General features: G+C 38.9%; 21 protein-coding genes and 1 other annotated feature. Of the genes, 5 read left to right on the forward strand and 16 right to left on the reverse strand.

Annotated elements, in window-relative coordinates; genetic code table 11:
- Positions 1-547: recombinase family protein (locus ACFX4L_RS11290; protein ID WP_377405187.1), on the forward strand; the 547-nt coding region annotated here is incomplete at its 5' end.
- Between the two features lie 529 nt (positions 548-1,076).
- Here ACFX4L_RS11290 and ACFX4L_RS11295 read toward each other — a convergent pair.
- On the reverse strand, positions 1,077-3,284 hold the full coding sequence (locus ACFX4L_RS11295) for a YhgE/Pip family protein (RefSeq protein ID WP_377405190.1): 2,208 nt from the start codon (positions 3,282-3,284) through the stop codon (positions 1,077-1,079).
- Between the two features lie 50 nt (positions 3,285-3,334).
- Entirely contained in the window at positions 3,335-3,931 is a 597-nt protein-coding gene (locus ACFX4L_RS11300; RefSeq protein WP_377386192.1) for a TetR/AcrR family transcriptional regulator, read from the reverse strand.
- Positions 3,932-4,276: 345 nt separating this feature from the next.
- On the opposite strand from ACFX4L_RS11300, the gene ACFX4L_RS11305 reads away from it, so the two are divergent.
- Positions 4,277-4,723, forward strand: coding sequence for a DUF5392 family protein (locus ACFX4L_RS11305; RefSeq protein ID WP_377405193.1), 447 nt, complete (start codon positions 4,277-4,279; stop codon positions 4,721-4,723).
- A 57-nt stretch (positions 4,724-4,780) separates the two neighbouring features.
- On the opposite strand, the gene ACFX4L_RS11310 is transcribed toward ACFX4L_RS11305, so the two are convergent.
- The 4 genes from ACFX4L_RS11310 to hmpA all read right to left on the reverse strand — a co-directional run bounded on the left by ACFX4L_RS11310 (position 4,781) and on the right by hmpA (position 9,217).
- Complete coding sequence (locus ACFX4L_RS11310) at positions 4,781-5,224, reverse strand: general stress protein (RefSeq protein ID WP_377405196.1); 444 nt, start codon at positions 5,222-5,224, stop codon at positions 4,781-4,783.
- 79 nt (positions 5,225-5,303) lie between these two features.
- A complete protein-coding gene (locus ACFX4L_RS11315) occupies positions 5,304-6,551 on the reverse strand; it encodes a glutamate-5-semialdehyde dehydrogenase (RefSeq protein ID WP_377405199.1) in 1,248 nt (415 codons plus the stop codon).
- A gap of 36 nt (positions 6,552-6,587) precedes the next feature.
- Positions 6,588-7,676 carry a glutamate 5-kinase gene (gene proB / locus ACFX4L_RS11320; protein WP_284470364.1) on the reverse strand — a complete coding sequence of 363 codons (1,089 nt, stop codon included), beginning with the start codon at positions 7,674-7,676 and terminating at the stop codon, positions 6,588-6,590.
- Between the two features lie 56 nt (positions 7,677-7,732).
- Positions 7,733-7,947: a binding site (T-box leader), on the reverse strand.
- A gap of 61 nt (positions 7,948-8,008) precedes the next feature.
- On the reverse strand, positions 8,009-9,217 hold the full coding sequence (hmpA, locus tag ACFX4L_RS11325) for an NO-inducible flavohemoprotein (protein WP_377405202.1): 1,209 nt from the start codon (positions 9,215-9,217) through the stop codon (positions 8,009-8,011).
- Positions 9,218-9,387: 170 nt separating this feature from the next.
- Between hmpA and ACFX4L_RS11330 the strand changes: the two genes are divergently transcribed.
- Entirely contained in the window at positions 9,388-9,852 is a 465-nt protein-coding gene (locus tag ACFX4L_RS11330; RefSeq protein WP_061463806.1) for an RrF2 family transcriptional regulator, read from the forward strand.
- 102 nt (positions 9,853-9,954) lie between these two features.
- Here ACFX4L_RS11330 and ACFX4L_RS11335 read toward each other — a convergent pair whose 3' ends face one another.
- Both ACFX4L_RS11335 and ACFX4L_RS11340 read right to left on the reverse strand, forming a co-directional pair.
- Complete coding sequence (locus tag ACFX4L_RS11335) at positions 9,955-10,140, reverse strand: zinc-finger domain-containing protein (protein ID WP_061463808.1); 186 nt, start codon at positions 10,138-10,140, stop codon at positions 9,955-9,957.
- A 5-nt stretch (positions 10,141-10,145) separates the two neighbouring features.
- Positions 10,146-10,817, reverse strand: coding sequence for a reverse transcriptase-like protein (locus ACFX4L_RS11340; protein WP_250211679.1), 672 nt, complete (start codon positions 10,815-10,817; stop codon positions 10,146-10,148).
- 220 nt (positions 10,818-11,037) lie between these two features.
- Here ACFX4L_RS11340 and ACFX4L_RS11345 point away from each other — a divergent pair, with 220 nt between their 5' ends.
- On the forward strand, positions 11,038-11,439 hold the full coding sequence (locus ACFX4L_RS11345) for a reverse transcriptase-like protein (RefSeq protein WP_289337390.1): 402 nt from the start codon (positions 11,038-11,040) through the stop codon (positions 11,437-11,439).
- On the forward strand, positions 11,436-12,344 hold the full coding sequence (locus tag ACFX4L_RS11350) for a DMT family transporter (RefSeq protein ID WP_377405205.1): 909 nt from the start codon (positions 11,436-11,438) through the stop codon (positions 12,342-12,344). The genes ACFX4L_RS11345 and ACFX4L_RS11350 overlap by 4 nt, the downstream gene beginning before the upstream one ends.
- Before the next feature lie 44 nt (positions 12,345-12,388).
- Here ACFX4L_RS11350 and ACFX4L_RS11355 read toward each other — a convergent pair whose 3' ends face one another.
- From ACFX4L_RS11355 to ACFX4L_RS11390, 8 genes are all read right to left on the reverse strand, one after another.
- Positions 12,389-12,670, reverse strand: coding sequence for a DUF6123 family protein (locus ACFX4L_RS11355; RefSeq protein WP_250211680.1), 282 nt, complete (start codon positions 12,668-12,670; stop codon positions 12,389-12,391).
- 124 nt (positions 12,671-12,794) lie between these two features.
- Positions 12,795-13,670, reverse strand: coding sequence for a 5'-3' exonuclease (locus tag ACFX4L_RS11360; RefSeq protein ID WP_284472036.1), 876 nt, complete (start codon positions 13,668-13,670; stop codon positions 12,795-12,797).
- 85 nt (positions 13,671-13,755) lie between these two features.
- A complete protein-coding gene (locus ACFX4L_RS11365; RefSeq protein WP_377405208.1) occupies positions 13,756-14,583 on the reverse strand; it encodes a sulfurtransferase in 828 nt (275 codons plus the stop codon).
- Positions 14,584-14,595: 12 nt separating this feature from the next.
- Positions 14,596-15,357 carry a DNA polymerase beta superfamily protein gene (locus tag ACFX4L_RS11370; RefSeq protein ID WP_377386213.1) on the reverse strand — a complete coding sequence of 254 codons (762 nt, stop codon included), beginning with the start codon at positions 15,355-15,357 and terminating at the stop codon, positions 14,596-14,598.
- Positions 15,358-15,372: 15 nt separating this feature from the next.
- On the reverse strand, positions 15,373-19,086 hold the full coding sequence (locus ACFX4L_RS11375) for a dynamin family protein (RefSeq protein ID WP_377386216.1): 3,714 nt from the start codon (positions 19,084-19,086) through the stop codon (positions 15,373-15,375).
- Positions 19,087-19,506: 420 nt separating this feature from the next.
- Complete coding sequence (locus tag ACFX4L_RS11380) at positions 19,507-19,665, reverse strand: hypothetical protein (protein ID WP_176431939.1); 159 nt, start codon at positions 19,663-19,665, stop codon at positions 19,507-19,509.
- 141 nt (positions 19,666-19,806) lie between these two features.
- Positions 19,807-20,337 carry an isoprenylcysteine carboxyl methyltransferase family protein gene (locus tag ACFX4L_RS11385; protein WP_377386219.1) on the reverse strand — a complete coding sequence of 177 codons (531 nt, stop codon included), beginning with the start codon at positions 20,335-20,337 and terminating at the stop codon, positions 19,807-19,809.
- A complete protein-coding gene (locus tag ACFX4L_RS11390) occupies positions 20,337-21,425 on the reverse strand; it encodes a type III polyketide synthase (RefSeq protein ID WP_284470357.1) in 1,089 nt (362 codons plus the stop codon). The genes ACFX4L_RS11385 and ACFX4L_RS11390 overlap by 1 nt, the downstream gene beginning before the upstream one ends.
- Between the last annotated feature and the right edge of the window lie 301 nt (positions 21,426-21,726).

Below are 21,726 nucleotides of genomic sequence, written 5' to 3' on the forward strand. Positions count from 1 at the left end.
TGGATATGCACGTGTGTCGACGGGATTACAAAATTTAGATTTACAGATGGACGCTCTTACGCAATATGGCTGTTCCAAAATTTTTCACGATAAAATGAGTGGAGCAAAAAGACAGCGTCTTGGTTTAGAGGAAGCACTTCAGTATGCACGTGAAGGCGATACGATTGTTGTTTGGCGATTGGATCGATTAGGACGCAATATGCAAGATTTAATTCAAATTGTGAATAGCTTAAATGAACGTGGTGTAGGCTTCCACAGTCTACAAGAAAATTTAACAATGGACAAAAGTAATGCCACAGGCCAATTGATGTTTCATCTGTTTGCGGCATTTGCGGAATTTGAACGTAATTTAATTGAGGAACGTTCGGCTGCCGGACGAGCTGCAGCTAGAGCACGTGGTCGTCTTGGTGGACGTCCTGAAAAATTTGGACCGAAAGATATTGAAATGATGAAGTCACTAATTGAAAATGGTACACCAATTAAAGACGTCGCAGCGAAATGGGGTGTATCTCGAACAACGATTTATCGATATATAGAAAAACAGTAAAAGTGAAAAAACCCAGCTAATCTTCTCTTATGAAGGTTAGCTGGGTTTTAAAGTTACATATGCAAAATAGCACTTAAAATAAGTGCAAATTATCGCCTAAAGTGACAGCTCCTCCTTTAGACCGGTTGGAGTCTAATATCTCCTTAACGGAATTGGTGAAAATTAAAACTATTATTCCTTCCACTGTTTAGCGTCAAGATTTGTTCTTGCTGGAATTGGGGGGGAAATAAACAAAGGGACATTTATTCAAGCCAATAAAGGGTTTGTCAATATAAATTGAAATGGTTATTTACTTCACTTGTTTTCTACGTAATATTCATTAACTTGTTAAAAAGCTAGTGAGAGCACAAGATTAAAAGATAGGTAAAGATTCGGAGATTTATTAACAATGAAAATTTACTAAATACAGATTTTTTCATGATTAAAGTGTACGAATCTCAAATATTTGACCTAAATATAGACTTTATTCATCTACTGCTGCACGCAAAAAGAACGATTCCTTTAAGAGGAATCGTTCTTTTGTTTGTGTTTAATTTTCTGTAGTTTCGCTTACTCCTGAATAGCTTTTCTTATGCTTAACGACAAAGTAAAGTAATGTCAATATCATAAAGCTAATTGTAAAGCCAAGTAAAACATAGACGTTTTGCCACATCAAACCAAAGTTACCACTTGATATAACCTCTTTAAACCCTCTAACTGAGAAGGTCATCGGTAACCAATTATTGAATATTTGTAATGGTTCTGGTATTAATTCAAGTGGGAATGTTCCAGCACTTGTCGTTAATTGTAAGATCAAGATAACAATCGCGATGAAACGACCTGGATCTCCCAATGTTGTTACAAGCAACTGAATCAATGTAATGAATACCAAACTCGTTATAATCGAGAACATTACGAATAACGGTACACTTTTCACTTCCATATCAAGCAGTACTAATGTTAATCCTGAGGCTATAATTGCTTGGATAATACCTACTGCAGCAATAATGCCAAATTTACTTAAGAACCAAGTGAACCCGTTTTTCGGAATTCCAATCGGCTCTCTTAATGGAAAGACAATTGAGAGCAATAATGCACCTACAAACAAACCTAATGATAGGAAGTAAGGAGCAAAACCAGTTCCATAGTTCGGAACTTTATTGATGCTTTCTTTTTCAACCTTAACAGGTTCTGCAACCATGTTATACGTTTCTTCACTAGCATTAATATCTGCTGAATCTTTAGCCGCTTTATTGATTTTATCCTTAAACTCTGTCGACCCTTCCGCCAACTTACTTGTTCCACTTACAATTTTACTAGAACCATCCGCTAATTGACTAGATCCATCTGCTAATGCTGCCGATCCTGCTGTAAGCTGATTGACTCCATCTGCAAGTGTCGCTGAACCTGAAGCGAGGTTTTGGCTACCGGTTGCTGCTTCTGATAATTTCTCACCGAATGTTACTAGACCTACTCTTAATTGAGATTGACCTTCTTTTAATTGAGCAGCCCCTGTTTCTAATTGACCTGCTCCTTCATTTAATTGAGAGACACCTGTTTGAAGTGCTTTTTGGCCACTATTCAGGGTCGAAATATTTTCAGAAAGGCTAGAGGCACCTGCTTGAATCTGACCGGCAGAATTAGCAAGCTCTTTATTCCCTGATTCAAGCTTTGTAGCGCCAGCTGATAAATTATCAAATGCTTGCTTCAAGGCATCTTGCTGTTCTTTTGGTAAAGCCCCCAAATATGGGTCTAAGGTCGATTGAAGAGTCGATACACCTTCTTTCAATCCTGATGCTCCATCAGCTAAGCTATTTGAACCTGACTCTAACTGTTGCAAGGAACCTGTCAGTTGCTTACTTCCATCATGGATTTTTTCCGTACCTGAAACAAGTTCATTCATCTTTTCTTCAACTGTACCAATGCCAGTATGAGTTTTTTCAATACCAGCTTGAAGGCTTCCTGCCCCATCTTCTGCCTTTTTCGCTCCGTCAATCAATTGTTTTTGAGCGTTAGATAACTGACCTAAACCATCAGCAAGAGTTTTTGCTCCTTTTTGTAACTCAACGGTACCATCCTGAACTTTCTTGGTACCACCTGTAAATTCAACTTGTTTCTCAGCTAATGATGTTAATTTTTCTTCTAAAGTTTTTGCACCATTATCAACGTCCAGGATTCCATCTTTCAGTTTCCCAGCTGCTTCATCCGTTGACTGAAACCCTTCGCCCATTTCAGTAATGATGTCAAACATGGTCTCTGCATATGTCTCAGTTACTTTTTCTGCAAGAGCCATTTGGATTTTTTGAACTGCTGTTTCTCCTATTTGAGCTGATAAGAAGTTAAAGCTTTCATTTGGAACATACTTTAATTCAAGTTTTTTCGGCTTTTCATCCATTAACGTCGTCGCGTTTTTTGAAAAATTATCTGGAACTTCTACTAGTAAATAATATTTTTGATCCTCTAAGTTTTTGTAGCCTGTTTTACGATCAACAAACTGAAAATTAAAGTCCTTACTTTTCTTCAGTTTTTCTACAAATTCATCTCCTAGTTTTATTTCTTCTCCCTCTAACTCAGCACCGGAGTCATTATTAACAATGGCAACTGGTAAATCTTCAAGACGATCATATGGATCCCAAAAAGCCCATAAGAACATGCCACTATACAAAATAGGAATAAACAGAATTGCGATAATCGGAATAAGCAGTTTTTTATTTTTAAACAGGCCAAGTAACTCCTGTTTTATTAAACTAGATTTCAAAGAATTTCCCCCTAAGTATGATTGACCATTTAGTCCATTTGGTCATTTTTTTACAAATAATAAGGACTATCATGAGTGACAGCCAATCCGTTAAACAAATATAACTGAAATAGTTCTGCTATTTCTTCTTTTTCAAGTGGTTTATGATTTCTTTCCCGGTCGAATATAAGTGCTAAATAAATCTTCAACATGATAAAAGCTGTTATTTCAGGATTACATGGAGAAATATCTTTCTTTTCGATAGCTAATTTAATTTTTTCCTTAATATAAGAAATAATCGCTATTTCCATTTCATTTAACATTTGTAAAACGGCTGGCGTTCCCATTTCTTTTTCTTCCTGAAATAGCTTCAGTGATAATTGATGCTCCTTTCTGAATTCTAAGATTCGATATAGTGCACTATGCAGGTTTTCATAAAAGGTTAAGTTTGGTTTAATTGACTGCTCAGCCTCATTTTTCATTTCTTCAATCATTCGTAACACAATCTCTTTAAACAATTGCTCTTTATTGGCATAAAAGGTATAGATGGTCCCTTTTCCGACATTTGCAATTTTGGCTACTTGTTCCATTGTTGTAGCTTTATAACCAAAGAGTGAAAAAGACTTTGTCGCAGCTTCTAATATTAACTTTTTCCTGTCAATTGACATATATCACCCCGAACTGACCAATTGAACAAAACGGTCAATAAGTTATTTTATGATATTAACAAATTTTTTTAATAATAGCAAGGCATCTTTTTTTGAGTTTAGGAAAATCATATTCAAGGAGCTTTTTATCTTTCTTCTTTTTTACTTTATCCCCAGATTGATTCCTTAATATTGAAGTATAATAAATGACAAATCAGTTTCTAAGCGATAAGATATAGACAATTAGGTTCCTTTTCCTGATTCCTTAAAAAATTCGTGTAAAATATACCGTACCGACCATGAAATGAAACAAAAGGTAACCAATACAAATTTCATATTTCAAGAATGCATATTAAGGAGGAAACAATGAATATAAAGATAAATAATATACCGCGTTTCATGCAATCCGAAATCGAAAAACTTCAATCAAAACTGTCCCCATTATTGAAGAAAAATATGAAATACAGTTTTTTTTCAACCGTAATGATAGGGTTTTCCATCATAAATCTATTTTTTCTTTTATTTAAAAACGACTCATACCCAATCTCTAAAATTGCTCTTGCAATATATGCATTAGTGGGTGCTATAGGATTTGCCCTTTTAAAGGAAAACAAACACAACCAAAAAGAAATAATGAAAATGAGCCAGAAGCATATGCTGGAGAGAATGAAAGAAAGCAACTACTTAACCGATGCCAGGAAAAGTAATTACTATAAAAAGGTAAATGAGCAGCCGCTATCTGCAATGAATGTCTTTTTGGAGTTTCTTGCGGAAGAACAACAAAGGAAGAATAAATCTTTCCATAATGAATAAAGAAGGACAAAATAAATCCCCTTATGAGAGGTCATAAGGGGATTTTTCTTACGAAATTCATTTACTTAAAACGGGATCTGCAATGACAAGGATTTTTCCGGACTTGATATCTTCCACATATCGATCGACTTCAGCTTCCTCCAGTCCAATATTCAATAATGGCTTCCTCAATCCGCCTGCTCCTGAAGCTGCCCCGGCAGCGGCTCCGCCAAGAGTGGCGAAAATCGGGCCTGCTGCCAAAATCGGACCGATTCCAGGTATTGCCAATGCACTCATTCCAATAAGTAAGCCTGTCAAACCGACAGCTCCGCCGGCCGCTGCCCCTGCTACGAATCCATCAGGCTTTGTTGGGCTGACTTCCTCGGCTTCATTTGGTAATTTATCAATTTTTTTGGCAACTACTGATATTTGATCGGATGTATATCCTTGTTCCTTTAAATTTTCGACTGCTGAAGTTGCTTCATTTTCATTCTCATATATTGCTATAAACCTATTGTCCATGGTATCTGCTCCTTTAAAAGTAATGTATTCTACAATACCCTTAATTGAGTTTTAATAACCTACGATGGAAAAATGAATTTCACTCCCTGGTTTGCCCCTGACCATAAATGTAATACTTGCTTGATGTTAAGGCCGGTAAACCCATTGGTCCACGTGCATGGAGCTTTTGTGTGGAAATGCCGATTTCTGCACCATAACCGAATTCAAAACCATCGGTAAAACGGGTGGAAGCATTGTGATAAACTGCTGCCGCATCTACTTTATTCAAAAATACGGAAGCGTTTTGTTCATCTCCCGTTAGGATTGCTTCAGAATGCTTGGAACCGTATCGGTTAATGTGTTCAATTGCATCCGATACACCGTTTACAATTTTCACGCTGATTTTTAATGCTAGGTACTCTGTTGACCAATCATCCTCCGTTGCCTTTTTCGCTCTTGGAAAAGCGCTGCAAACCATTTCGTCTCCATATATTTCAATACCCTTTTCATCCAGGATTTCCAAAATCAGCTTTCCATTTTCTTCAAACCATTTTTCGTGAATAAGAAGGCCCTCAATTGCATTGCATACGGAAGGTCGCTGTGTTTTACCGTTTAAGACAATTTTCTCGACCATCGTGACATCTGCTGTCTGATCGATGAAGATATGGCAATTGCCTGATCCCGTTTCAAGGACGGGAACAGTGGACTCCTTAATGACCGTTTCAATTAAATTCTTTCCACCACGAGGAATCAAAACATCTAAATACTCATTAAGGTGAAAAAGTTCCTTAGCGGATTCCCGACTCGTATCCTCGATTAACTGAATAGCCTCTACAGGAATTTCCGTATTCTCTAAAGCCTTATGAATGGAAGAGATCAGTGCCATATTGGAGTATTTGGCTGAAGAGCTGCCTCTTAAAAGGACCGCATTCCCCGTTTTCAAGGATAATGTAGCTGCATCGATGGTCACATTTGGCCTTGCTTCATAAATCATTCCGATTACACCGATCGGCACTCGTAACTTTTTAATCAATAAACCATTTTCTTTTTCGATAGTCTCCAATTTTTCTCCAATTGGATCTTTTAAATCGATTAAAAGCCTAATTGCAGCTGCCATGTCATCAATACGATTAACATTTAACATTATTCGATCTAATATCGACTCACTGAAACCTTTTTTCCTGCCTTCTTCTAGATCCTTTTGATTTTCTTTTATCAAATGATCTTTATCGTTAACAATTTGCTTAGCAATTTTTCCAAGTGCCTCATTCTTCTTTTCCGTAGTCAATCCAATTAGCTGATAACTGGCTTTTTTGGCTGCCTTTCCTTTCGCAGTCACTTCACTCATTTTAATGCCCCCTTTTCTTCCTCTAAAATTGATTACCTATGCTCTCACCCATTTATCGCGATGGATCACTTCTATGGAAGTGATCACAAGCTCGGTTGTCCGCTTGCCCATAGCCTGTTTTAATTCTTCGTCGGAATAAAGGACCTCACCCCTGCCCAATAACCCATTTGCACCAAAGACCTCGACGACATCCCCCTTATTGAATACTCCTTTAATTTCATAAATTCCAGCTGGTAGTAGACTGCTCCCATTTGAAACTAAAGCCCTTTCGGCACCTTCATCAACGAAAATTTTTCCGGATACTTGTGAATGAAGGGATATCCACTGTTTGTTTTTCGTTACCGTCGTCAAGACATCATTCCCAATATATGTGCCATCACCATTGCCTTCAAGGATAGTTAGTAGTTTTTCGCTCCCCACACCAGAACCGATGAATACTTTCACTCCAAGAGACAATGCAGTTTGGGCTGCAATCAGTTTCGATTTCATCCCCCCTGTTCCAACATTAGATCCCGCACCTTCTGCCATTTGCAATAAATCCGACGTTACTTCGGAAAGCTTTTCAAATCGTTTGGCCCCTGGGTTTGTCTGTGGATTGGAATCATAGAGCCCATTAATGTCCGTTAAAATGATCAAGTTGTTGGCGTGGACTAACCCGCTTACTAAGGCGGATAGCATATCATTATCACCGAAAGTCAACTCCTCGACTGATACTGTATCATTTTCATTAATAATCGGGAGGATGCCGCGTTCAAGCAATTCCATCAATGTTGCATATGCATTTTTATATCTTTCTTTTTTCGAGAAATCTTTCCTTGTTAATAAAATCTGCGCCGGAACGATACCAAATTGACCTAATTGTTCCATATATGATTGAATCAATAGGCTTTGCCCTACAGCTGCAGCAGCTTGTTTTCCTTTGAGAGTGACAGGTCTCGTAGGATAACCGAGCTTGCGAAAACCTGTCGCTACAGCACCTGATGAAACAAGGACAACTTCATGTCCCGCCTTCCTTAATGCTGCCACTGCCTGGATATGATCGGAAAATTTTGTTTGGTCGATTTCACCTTGTGTGTTGGTTAAAGAACTACTTCCTATCTTTACAACGATGCGTTTCTTTTCCATCGATTTTTCCTCCAATAAATATCTTAGACATGAAAAAAAGCCCTTTTCATCCTCGAAATAAGGACGAAAAGGGCTGCTCTCCGTGGTACCACCTTCATTGAATGCAAGTACATGCATTCCACTTTGCCTGATAACGCCAGGATTTGCGCCTATGTTTTGCATAGGACTCAAGAAGCAGGTTCTGCGCTTTCCTGTCGCGGGTCTTCCAGCAATTGACCCCGCTCTCTGTCACAGTGATTTTCGCATACTAATCTTCTCTCAACGTTCATTGTTTTAATATAGTATGCAAAAAAATCTTCTTGATGTCAATAACCTTCCTAACATGAATAACATTAAAGCGCCATTGCCGGGCCGAAGAACTCATAGTGAATTTTATCCGTTTCTATCCCCAATTCTTTCAGGTAAGTGATGATCGCCTTCATGAAAGGAACAGGGCCACACACATAATAATCAGCTTCAGGCTTAACAAAACTGCTCACTAATTCCTTATCAATATACCCTTCTTTTTCAAAATTCGGGAGGTTCTTATCATCCTCACTCGGATTTTTAAAGACAAAGGATAATTGATAGTTGGTAAGCTTGTGTCCTATTTCTGTCAGTTCCATTCTGAACGGCTGTAAATGGCCATTATCGGTTGCATGAATGAATTGTACATCACGCTCAGGTGTTTGTTCAGCTACCGAATGGACCATGCTCATGAAAGGCGTTATGCCAACGCCTCCGCTCAAGAATACTGCCGGTGTTCGTTTATCCAAGTCGATGGTGAAATCACCTGCAGGAACCGTTACGTCAATACTGTCACCCATCTGAATGGATTCATGCAAGTAGTTAGAGACCCTTCCATCAGGTGAGGTTCCCGGCTTTTCTTTTTTAACGGAAATACGGAAATAATCTTTTCCCGGAACATCAGATAAACTATACTGACGGTTGAATAAGTACGATTCACCCGGTATCTCGATCCGAACGGTAATATATTGTCCCGGAAGAAATGCCGGAACCTTATCTCCATCTGATGGCTTTAGATAAAAGGATGTGATTACGTCACTTTCCCGTACTTTTTCCACCACTGTGAATCGTTTGAAATCAGACCATCCTCCGACCTGATTGGAAGCTTCGTCGTACATTTCCTTTTCGATGCTAATGAAAACATCCGCAATGACTCCATACGCCTCTCCCCAAGCTTGAAGGATTTCTTCTGTGGCCGAATCTTGTAATACTTCCTTGATTGCACCTAATAGATGTTCTCCTACAATGGGATAATGTTCAGCTTTAACTGCGAGACTTCTATGTTTTTGTGCTATTTGCTTCACTGCAGGTAAAATCGTTTCAAGCTGATCTATATATTTGGCTGCTGCCAAAACCGTGTTGGCTAGTGCATTTTGCTGGCGCCCTTTTTTTTGATTGGCATGATTAAAGACATTTAATAATTCAGGATGTGCTTCGAAAAGATTTTTATAGAATACAGTTGTTATAGTTGTACCATGCACTTCTAAAACAGGTACGGTTGATTTTATAATATCGATCGTTTTCTGGGATAGCATAAATAAACCCCTCTTCTTAAACAAGTATTTTTAATACATGTTTATTTTAGAACTTAATTGCATTAAAATCAATATTTTTAATACATCTTTTTAGAAATTATGTTTTCATGTTTATAAAATGTTCACATTTATGATATAGTCAAATGGGGATAGAATGTGAGGCGATAAACATGAGGTTGACGAGTTATTCCGATTACTCACTTAGAGTGTTGATTTACCTGGCTTCCCACGACCAAAGCAAATTATCAAATATAAAAGAGATTTCTGAAGTTTATCAACTATCTAAAAATCATTTGATGAAGATTGTTCATAATCTAGGTAAACTAGGCTATATTGAGACGATACGCGGAAGAAATGGCGGTTTCCGGCTTGCAAAATCACCTGCTGACATAAATGTAGGGGAACTGGTGCGGAAAACCGAAGAGGACTTTTATCTAGTGGAATGTTTTAAAGATCACGATAACTGTGTGATTTCTCCCGTTTGTTCATTGAAATTTGTCCTTAATAATGCCTTGGATGCTTTTCTACAGGTCCTTGATCAATATACGATTGCAGACTTCAGCGAAAATAAAGTGATGCTCAAAGCCTATTTCGATTCGGTAAAGCAGAATGATGAAGAGCCCGATTTTTTATAATCGGGCTCTTTTTTCATTAACCGATGATCCGTCCGATCCGCCATTCCTTTTCCACCCGCAAATCAATGATCCCTTCACTGGTTTTTATTAAAACTTTAAGGGTTACGAAAGGTCACTAAGTTCATTTCCCAGCTGTTTTAATTTTTCACCAACTGTACACTCTGAAATACAGAACTGATGGGCATACGAACGCCCCTTCTCTTTTCGAAAATGCTTTCGTAAAAAACAATCTTGGCAAAATGAAGCGAGAACATCTTCCACTTCTTCATATATTTTTTTCCTGTTCATTGTTGTTATGTCTCCTTTGACCCAGCAATTTCTATTTTGCTGAAAATGGCTTTTCCCTGAAGAGCAAGTGTTGCCAGGCGATCGGCTTCCTGGTTCTCTTTTCGGGAAATTGGCTTATAGACCGGAATGATCTTTAACTCATCCAGTTTCGCTTCAATGCGGTCCAGCCATTTATTTAAGTTTTCTTCCATACATGGCCATTCACCGGAAAGTTGATTTAAGACAACTAGAGAATCCCCTTTAAATACACAGCTTTGATGGTGGATTCCAAGTTCGTCCATCTGCCTGACCGCTTCATGAAAGGCCGCATATTCCGCTTCATTATTGGATTCGAATTGCTCCAATTTCACGTTGGTGCGTAACCTCCAGAACTTCTTACCTTGACGAAAATAAATGGCAACACCGATCCCTGCCACCTTTTCATCTTTTTGAAAACCGCCATCAAAAAAAACCGTCACATCCTGAGGCTCCTCCTCAACTTCAGTCAGGAGTTTTTTTAGCTCCTTCTTTGTCCATGCTGTATCGAATTCATCCTTGAATTCCACTTCTTTCAGCCTTCCTGCCTTTTCAAGATCTTCCGTAATGACCAGTGCAGTTCCGGCATCAAGCCAATCCGAAACGAAATCGGCAGATGGTTTTTTTGAAGCATGATATGTCCATTGCATAATTACCTTCAAAGATTTCCAGCTCCTTATCCATTCACCATTCATGCAGAACAGCTTACAATTTTCATACCTTTTTTTCGATATACCATTTATAATATAATGTAAGTAATTGAATCATCTTTTAATTATAGTTCCCATACCAGGCTGAAATTCTCATGTTTCAATTTTAATTTTATATGAAATGTTTTTTTATCATAGTATATTAACTGTTAAATTCGAGGAGGAGCACATCTTGATCGAAGTGTATATTGATGGTGCCAGTGCGGGCAATCCAGGGCCGAGCGGCGCAGGTGTTTTCATTAATAATAACGGTGTGGTCGAGCGGCATTCCTTTCCGCTTGGAAATATGGAAAACCATGAAGCGGAGTACCATGCTTTAATCAAAGCATTGGAAATTTGTGTAGCCAATAAGTATCAAATCGTTTCTTTTCGTACTGACTCCCAAGCCATCAACCAGGCCATTGAAAAAAGATTTGCAAAAAATAAGTATGCCCTATTGCTGGAAAGGGCTCTAAAGCTTTCCGACGAGCTTGAATTATTTTTCATGAAATGGATTCCAAATCTCGAAAACAAATCCGCGGATGAGTTGGCAAGACGGGCCATTCGCTTGAATAAAGCTTTAGGAAATTCATGAACAAGACAGCTGATTTTTCATTATTATTCGTTGTATTCATCTGGGGCGTCACTTTTGTAATGGTTCAAAATGCACTATCTTTTCTTGAACCATTCACGTTCAATGCCGTCCGTTTCTTCATGGCCTTCGTTTTCTTGCTTATCCCTTATATATCGACTTTACACAAAAAGGGAAAAACCTGGAATAAGGGCCTTTTTAAAGCTGGGTTTCATATCGGAGTTTGGCTTTTTTTAGGCTATGGGCTTCAAACGATCGGATTGAATTATACTACTCCTGCGAAGACAGGCTTCATAACGGGATTAAGTGTCGTCATGGTACCGGTTTTTTCTCTGCTTCTTTTAAAACATAGGCTTTCCCGTAATACAATTATAGGTGTCACTGCCGCAACCGTTGGGCTTTATTTAATGACGTTCGCTGACCGGTCCAATTTGAATATCGGTGATTTATTGGTATTTTTATGCGCAATAAGTTTTGCCATGCAGATCATTACGACTGCTAGATATGCCAAGACCCTTCCCGCATTACCGTTGACGCTGATTCAGATTTCCACCGTATCTTTATTATCCTATGTTTCAGCCTTCATTTTCAAAGAGAATCATTCTATCATCTTCAGCTCAGAGGTCATGTTACAGAAAGACGTATGGACTGCTTTATTGGTTACGGCAGCCCTTGCCACTGCGTTCGCCTTTTTCGCACAAACCTTCTTCCAAGCCTATACGACACCTACGAGAGTCGCATTGATTTTTTCAATGGAACCGGTTTTTGCTGCGTTATCCTCATACATATTGATAGGGGAAAAATTGACTTCCGCTTCCATCATTGGCTGTGCATTCATTTTCTTGGGGATGATACTTGCTGATCTGCCTGCTAATAAAAAGAAACCGATAGCAAAGGAGTTTTCTTGAAAAGCCATAAAAATAAATCGGACTTCAAAGTAACGAAGTCCGATTTATTTAAGCAGCCCCTGTTCTTTTGCAAACGATACTGCTTCACTGCGGGTTTTAATACCATTTTGTTTTAAGTTTTCCAAAAAGGAAATATAAAAGCTGCCATCAAAACTCTTTTGAACCTTCAAAGTCAATTCTATTGCTGCATTGACTAAAATATCACTTGCTTCCGTGTAGCGCTTACCAAAATAAATAAAACCAATATCGTCGCTACCAAAAGTGAATCCCTTACCCTCTAAAAAACTAACATACTCTTCAGTTGATCTCGCCACTTCTGCATCCACTCCATACTTCATGCCTTATTTTCATCTTACCGTATATCAAAGATTTTGACTATCCATTTTTCGACAAAAAATTCACCGTATAAATTAAAGGAGCTCCCATTGGGGAGCTCCGAAATTTTCATTATTAAATCATTTTTAGTAAAGCCCTGAATTCATGATCCCTAGCCAGATTTTTGACCTTCTCGCGATCATACTGATAAACCGCATCGTCCAAAGAGCATGAAATTGGTACATCACATTTTATTTCGGCCAGTTTTCTGGATAAATGAAGCATATCTACGGCAGATTCAATCTTAGCTCTCTGCCCGTTTGTCAATGAAGCAACATTTTCAAGAATCCCTTCGATACTTTGATACTGAATCAATAATTTCAACGCTGTCTTCTCCCCAATTCCTTTAACTCCGGGATAGTTATCAGCTGTATCGCCCATTAAAGCTTTTAAATCGATCATTTGTCTTGGAGTGATCCCTTTCCATTCATAAAAGCTATCAGGATTATGAACTTCATAGTTACCATATCCTTTTTTTAACAATAGTACAGAAATATTTTCTTCTATCAACTGGAGCATATCTTGATCGCCTGTCAATATATCCACCCGGCTATGTTGGGCAGATGCCTTCGCAATTGTCCCGATACAGTCATCCGCTTCATATCCAGAGAGCCCTATGTTAGGGATATCAAATGCTTCAACCGCTTTTTTAGCTAAGTCGAATTGAGGGATCATTTCGACCGGAGCTTCTGAACGATTAGCCTTGTATCCATCAAATAATTCATTTCTGAAAGTCTTGCTGCCCATATCCCAGCACACCGCTACATGGCTAGGTGAAAAATGATTCACCGCTGTCAGCATATGCTTCAAAAAACCTTGGACGGCATTAGTAGGAATGCCTTTTGAGTTAATCATGAATTGACCAGTAACGGCCGTTGCATAAAAAGCTCTGAATAATAGCGCCATCCCGTCGACAAGCATAAAGGAAGGATGTTGCTCATTTTCTTTCATTAACACATTATCACCTCTATCATGATGTACATCCATTTTAACATAACTGTCCCCTTTTTTAAGGATCGTTTAATTGGAAAAAATATTATTCAATCGGATTATCATCATAGGAGATCCAGTCACTGAAACTGCCAACATATATCTTCACATCTTTAAAGCCCGCTTCTTTCAGGGCGATATAATTGGGAGATGCCGTTACACCTGAACCACAGTAGACAATGATTTCCTTATCCCTGCCAATGCCAGTGAAATTTTCCTGAAGATCTTCCTTTTTTTTATAATAGCCATTATCCAAAACGTTCGTCCACACCTTATTAACTGCACCAGGTATATGGCCTGCTTTTTTATCAATCGGTTCCTCGATTCCCTCGTACCGTTTAGATTCCCTTGAATCCATTAAAACGATATGGTCAGGCCTATTCATTGTATAGTCCTTCACTTTTTGAAAAGATGCAAGCACGGTTTCATTTAAATCGATATGATATTCTCTAGTACTATTATTCGTTTGATCCGAGTCAATCGGATAGCCCGCATCCTTCCAGGCGCGATACCCCCCGTTAAGAACATAGACTTTCTGGTGCCCAAGATAGCTTAGCAGCCAGACAAACCTAGAAGCAAAAGAACCTTCCCCCCCATCATAAGCAATAAGCACCGTATCATTGGAGATTCCATTTGATTCTAGTTTATCTTTAAACTTTTCCAGGTCAGGAAGAGGATGTCTTCCTCCGTGTTTATGAACCTGCCCCGATAAATCCTTTTCGAGATCGAAATAAACAGCACCGGAAATATGGTCTTTCTCGTATTCATTATGCCCTGCATCAGGAGAACCCAGCTGAAAGCGGCAGTCACAGATTCTGATATCACTAGAATTCAACAATGGCAACAGCTCTTCTTTTTCCATTATATAACCCATCTGCATAGCCCCCTATTTCAAAATGGTCCAAATTAATTGATTAAGCTCCGTTTCCATGTTCTTCCCTGGAGGAAGCTTATTTATTTCATTCTTTAAGGAAAGTGATTTCCCTTCTAATAATGAAAGATTCTTTTCGCTTTCATTGTTGCTTATAAATTCTTCCTTTTGTTTTGCTTTAAATATTCGGGTCATCCTGGTTTTCATTTCTTGATCGATGGTAACCGATTCAAGTAATTCCCAAACGGATAAAGGTGGCAATGCCCCCTTTTGGATGATATGTTCCAGGATTAAATACGAACGGTAAACTTGTACCCATGTTTTTAATCCTTTTCTTTCAGAGTCCCTTGTTTTTGTCAATTGTTGAAGGTTGTCGCCCATCATCCGATAGTAATGGTGTCCTAGTGCCTTTTGGGAATAGCAATCCGCTATCAAACCATTCATCTTCCTATAATAATCCGGATGTGTAATCAGCTTGATTGGTGACTGAAATAATTCAAATAGTGCAGGATTACTCTTTATCGTAAGACGGGATGATTTAAATAGATCCCAGCCTTCCATGTCATATATGTTTTCTTTCAAATGAATCACTTCAACTGCAGGACTCAAGCTGAGGTAAGATCGCTTATCATTATGAACATATATAAACCGAACATCGATATCGGAATGGGCGGATGGTAAACCAAAAGAATGGCTGCCAGTAACAGCAGCCATCAAAATGGTCATATTCTCTTTTATTTCCAGAATTTCCAATTTTGAAATAAGGTTTTCTTTCATGAATGAACCTCGTTTCTATTTCGAATGCATTTTTGCCAATTCCGCTACTGCATTTTCATAATACGGTAAATCTACCGTTTCCTCCATTGCTGCACGTAAACCTGCAAAGATCTCCGATATTTCCGTCTTAAACTCTTTTTGAATCGCAAGTAACTCTTGATCGAGGACTTCATTATACATTTCGAAAATCCGCTCACCCTGTCCTTTTACATACATTAGGGCAGGATCATCCAAACGCTTCTGAAGCCCTTCGCTCATTTTCAATTTCTCATTTTTTTCAAAGAAAGATTTTGGATTTTTAAATAACGCCAATTCCTTTTTGAATTCCCCAGTTTCCAATTGGACAAAAGCTCCTGTGAATTCAAGGGACTCCCTCTCATTAGGTTCATAAGGCTGTAATGAAAGGGTTTTTCTTACTTTTTGAATTTGCTGAAGCAAACTGGTTTGTTTCTCGTTCAGCAATTTATTTACGAACATTTCCGTCCTTAAAGCCGTTGCCCGCATTTCCTGGGCAAGGTCAAAGCCCAACGCATCCAATAAGTTCTTCATCGCTTGCTTGAGGACAATTTTCAGATCCCCTCCATCATCCTTTAAGACGGCCGGGTTGAACGATTCCTTGAAGAAATCATTAAATCGGAAAAAGACCCGTTGCTTACTATAGAAAGTCAATTCATCGATTTCTTTTTTCAAACGTTGCTTTTCCGCATCCCCTTTAATGACAGAGAGCAGTTCCGAAATGGACTGTGCCTCATGTGAAAGGGAGTCCAAAGCTTTTCGTTTCGCCTTTTCATCCTGCATGGAAGCTGCAATTACATCACGGAGCAGTTCTTCCGTTCTTTTTACGGCCGCTTTAGCCGATTCGATTGCAAGTCCAGTTAAATCGTTTTCGATGAAAGCATCGAATTGGTCTTGGAATTCCGAAATACCGCTATTTCGAAGGAACGAATGCTTAAATGAACCAGGCGTCTGTTTTTCCATCAATGCTCCCTTACTCGTAAGCGGGAACAGTTTTGGAAAACGGATTCCGAATCCATTCAATTGATCTGTGACATAATCCATCACTTCGTCCAATTCGTCAGAGGTTTGTGCAAGATCGACTGCATTGACAATGAAGAACATCTTATCCATCGCGAAAGAATCTTTTACACGTCCAAGTTGTATCAAGAACTCCCTATCTGCCCGTGAAAATGGGTGATTATAATAGGTCACAAAAAGGATGGCATCCGAATTCTTAATATATTCGAAAGCTGCTCCTGTATGTCTGGCATTTATCGAATCCGCCCCAGGTGTGTCAACAAGCACCATCCCCTGCTTTGTCATTTCACAGTCGTAACGCAATTCAATCAAATCAACAAGGCACGACTTGGACTCTTCTGCAGCAAAACGTTTAAACCCTTCAAGATCTACCGTAACCACATTCCCTAAATCATCTTGGTGCTGGGGCATCCCTTGATGGAAAGCCCTTAAGAAGGATAAATGCGTTTTCCCTTTATCAACTTCCCCTGCCTTCGCAATGATTTGTCCTGCTATGTGAAGTGCTTCATCCAGTGTCTTTGCCGATTTATCAAAAGCTGCCAAAGCCAGGCTCACATCTTCTAACAGCATCGCTTCCGTCTTTAATTTGACGGTTGCCGTTCCATGTGGATGTTCAGCATCTGAAGACATGATTTTGTTGATTGCCGCAGTTGTCGGATTAGGTGAAACAGGAAGGACACTTTCTCCCATCAGTGCATTGGCAAAGGAAGATTTACCCGCACTGAATGCACCAAAGAGGGCAACCGTGAAAGTCTGCTGTTCCAGGCGATTTGCCTTATCTGTCAATTCTTTATAAAGTGATTGAAATCCTCTCAAAGGCTGTATCAGCTTGGCTGCCTGATGTAAACTCGTTGCAGTCTCCATCAGCTTTTCTTTTCCGCGTAAATCAGCAGCATCAGATGAAGAAACAGCTACAGAAGGAACAGCTTCCTTACTTTCTATATCATGATCCGTTTCAGGTTGTTCGTCGACGTGCATTGAATTACTTCCTTTATCGATTCTCATGATTTTTACTGTAATATTTTTTTCTTCTTCATTCCATTGAGTTAAAAGCGTATCGATATCACGCTCATCAACTGATGTTTCAGTTTGATTTGCAATGGCCTCTAATCGTTCCGTTTGGTACTTGATTTCCGCGTTCATCGCCGCTGTAACTTTAAGGGCTTCCGCAAATTCGGAAAAACCTTCAAGTTCCTTATCTATGGATATAGACTGCTGTTCCACTATTCCTTCCATAACGGCGACCATTCCATTCAAAAATCCTTCAGATATTTCACGTGCTTTCTTCTTGATGGCTGAGGCTAAATCATTCGTATAGTTTAAAACGTATTCACCTGTAATATCGACTTGAGGCTTTAAAGAGTTTTTTATGTAAGCTTCCGTTACCTCGATATGAAGTCCCTGCGCCTTACTTTCAAATGTTGAATCATGGATTTCCGCTTGATTAAGCGTTTTAACCGCTAATTCTTTAAGATGCCATTCAAGCTGGGTTTTCACCTTTTCTTGTAAATCGGCCAAGAATGCTTTAATACGTTCCTCACGCTCGGCCTCGGTTTTTTTCTTGGCAAATAATAGACCCATTTTAAAATCCGGCTGAGCCGATTCCAAGAAAGATTTACCTAGGTCCCGTGTAGCCGCGGGCATGATGTATGCACTTTTCAAAATTGTTTCTAATGCTTCAGCATATTGGACCTTGATGTCCTCTATACGTCCAGTTAATGATTTTTTTTCTTTTAATAGGCTGTCCACTTGATTCGTCAAGTGAATTCGCTCTTCATGAGGAAGGTCTGATAATACTTCTAAATCCTCGGCATGTTCCTCTTCATATTGTTCCTTCAGCCAAATAAGGTGCCTTTCGACAAGCGCTTTAGCCGATTGCATGATGGCATCTTTCCCATCATTCTGACCTTTGCCTGCCATTTCATATATAAATTGCCGAACGACTTCAATTTCATTTTCGCTATTGTTCAAATCTCTTACAGATGTATAAAAAATCCCATCAGGATATACATTCCAGTTCGCAAATGCTTCAGTAACGGAAAGCTTGAAGTCTTGGAAGCTAAGCTCATTCTCATCATGCTTATCGATCATATTGATAATTAAGTATGTCGGCTTTTCAGCCTCCAACAATTCTTTGGTGAATAGGAAGTTGACTTCTGATTGGACGTGATTATAATCCATAACATAGAAGACGACATCAGCTAAATGCAAGGCGGATTCCGTAGAAACTCGATGTGCATCATCCGTCGAATCAATTCCTGGCGTATCCATGATTGCACATGATTCCGGCATTGAAAAGTGATTGGAACTTATCGTTATTGCCGATACTGAATCACCATCCTTGGCAAATTTCTTGACCTCTTTAAAATCATAAGGTGCAGGAAATAAGACTGGAGGCTGATGATGGTAAAAGACTTTGGCATAGTCTTCCCCTTTTTGGACCTTTACCGTATTTGCACTCGTTGGAATCGGACTTGAAGGCAATACTTGATCACCAAGGAGAAAGTTGATCATACTTGATTTACCCGCTGAAAAATGCCCGCAAAAAGCAATGATGAACTCCTCATCATTCACTTTCATGATTAATTGTTTCAGTTTATCTGCATTGCCTGTATCGCCTGCCGATTGAAATTTATCATACATGGCAGTCAAAATCCCCAATTTGGACCGTTGTTTTACTGTTTCTTGAATCATGAATCCATACCCCTTAATCTATCGTCATTTTAATACTCTTATTGTAAACGATTTCGTTTGTTATTCATACAGTCAGCTTTAGTTTTACTTTATGATTTATTATAGGCCATGTTCAAAAAAAACCACCTATTGGCGGATTCATGCAGTTTGATTCATATCTTGTTAATTCATTTGAATAAAAAAGGCTCTTTTCGTAAAGATTGTTGTTTTTAAAACGAAACTATTTAAGGTTGATTGGAGCGGAAGTGCGAGACTCCTGCGGGAGCAGCGGGACAAGTGAGACCCCACAGGCGTTACGCCGAGGAGGCTCACCGCCCGCCCCGCGGAAAGCGAGCATCTGGAGGAGAAATCAACCACAGCTCACTACCTGGTAAATAGCAACAAAGTATGTGAAAACAGCCATAAAAAAAACCAGGATGATTACCTGGTTGTAGGAGTGGGGTTAAATGCAGCTCGGTTTTCCATTGTTGACCCGGTAAAGGGTTTAACTGCCTTTGCCGGTTTTTGAATATTATTTAATACATGTTTCATCACAAAACCATATGTAGCGATTGTCAATAAAATGAATAACCAGACCATTACCAACACCATCCTCTTATATATTGAGTAGCTTTAGTTTTATTATAAAATTTATCGATATTTGATTGAGAATAATTTTCATCTTCATTTAGAATCTTATCATGAACGATAATCATTTTCAATAAGAAAATAAAGTTTTTATTATTTTCCCTTAAAAACCGTAGAATATTCCGTATGTTCCTTTAATGCCTTTTCTTCGAGGGGGATTCGAACCGCCATCATCCATGCGTTCAAAAAACTAAAGAAGATAGCTGTATAATATGCATTGAATAATAAAGAAATAACTATAATCTCCGTTGCCACTATTATATAGTTCGGATGTTTGAAATATTTATAAGGACCTTTAATGACTACTTCGGCATTAGGAACCACTATGATTTTTGTATTCCAATGTTTTCCCAATGAACTGATCACCCAAATCCTTCCCGACTGCGCAATCAGAAAAAGGGTCAGCCAAATCGGCCAAAGTCCAGCCACATCCCTTTCATAAGCGAGCACTTCAATAATGAGAACAATAAAAAAACTAAGGTGCATAATAACCATCCATCTGTAATGGGACTTACCGTATTCTACAGCTCCTGCACCTTTCAACTGCTTTTCATTTTGTTTGGCAATATATAATTCAACCAGGCGCTGAATGGCAATCAAGATGATGAAATTGGCAAAGAGCATCATTCCCACCTCATTAACACAAGTTCAGATGAAAAACCAGGCCCCAATGCTGCAGCCAATCCCACCTCACCTTTATTCCCGCCACGCTGCATGAATCTCTCAAGGACGTACAAAATAGTTGCTGAGGACATATTTCCAAATTCCCTTAATATTCTCATTGATACTGCAGTCATCCCTTCATCGAATCCTAGGGATTCGTGATAAGCATCAATTACTTTTTTCCCTCCAGGATGGGCAATGAAATCTTTTATATCCCCGAGATCCATTCCATTTCCCGCTAAGAATTCTTGGACATTCGGTTTAAGCCAATCCTTGATGATTGTAGGGATATCTTTCGAAAAGATCACATATAAGCCTTGGTCTTTAACATCCCACCCCATTACATCCAATGAATTTGGCATTAGCGTGGATTGAGAATCCAAAAATTTCAAATGTCGTCCTTTTCTTGAATACCGTTCATCCGGCACTTCATCACCGCAAACCAAAACACAGCTTACTCCATCAGAGAATAAGGAGGTTCCAATTAAATTACTTTTGGAGATATCATTCCTTTGAAAAGTCAGACTGCATAACTCCACACTTAAAACAATGACCTTAGCCGTCGGGTACGCTCGGCAATATTCAAAAGCACGTGATAGGCCGCTCGCTCCCCCTGCACATCCAAGCCCCCATATCGGAATTCTTTTTGCATGCGGGTTAAATGGAAGTTCATTCATTATCCTGGCATCAATGGTCGGGGTAGCCACCCCGGTGCTTGATATAAAAAAGAAAGCATCTAGTTCGAATGCCTGCAGCTCTTCTTTTAAAAATTCTGAGTTGGTTAAACATTTTTCTATAGCCTCTTTCCCAAACTTTACAGCCTGCTTTATGTATAAATCATTCCGATCAGCAAAAGAATGATCCTTTTTAAACCAATCAAGATCATTTGAAAAATATCGATTTTCCACTTGTCCATTCGTAAAGGCCTTTAATAGCCGATCTATACTCTTAAATGAGGATCCAAAGATTTCTCTTGAAAATTCCATGATTTTTTCCTGTGAAAGTAAATATGGTAGCTTTATATGTGATGCGGATAATAAATATGGCATGATCCCACCCCTTATAATTCATGATATGGTTAATATACCCACCAAGATATCATTTATGCTCTATAGCTTAATGGTCATCTAAGGTGAAACTCTTGAATTTTTCGCAGCAGAACTAAGACAACATGCTTAGCCGGTAATATCGCCACCTCCTTAGCATTTGCGAGAATACAATCATGGATATTACACCTCCCGTCATTGCGGGCCATACAAAAATGTATAGGTTTACATGAAGCAAGCAATTTACCCATTTCATTGGATGGCATAGGTACCCTACATATCACCTTAATGATCAAAATGTAAT

This window comes from Peribacillus sp. YIM B13482 (assembly GCF_042787975.1).
In the GTDB taxonomy this organism is placed as follows: Bacteria; Bacillota; Bacilli; order Bacillales; family DSM-1321; genus Peribacillus; species Peribacillus simplex_A.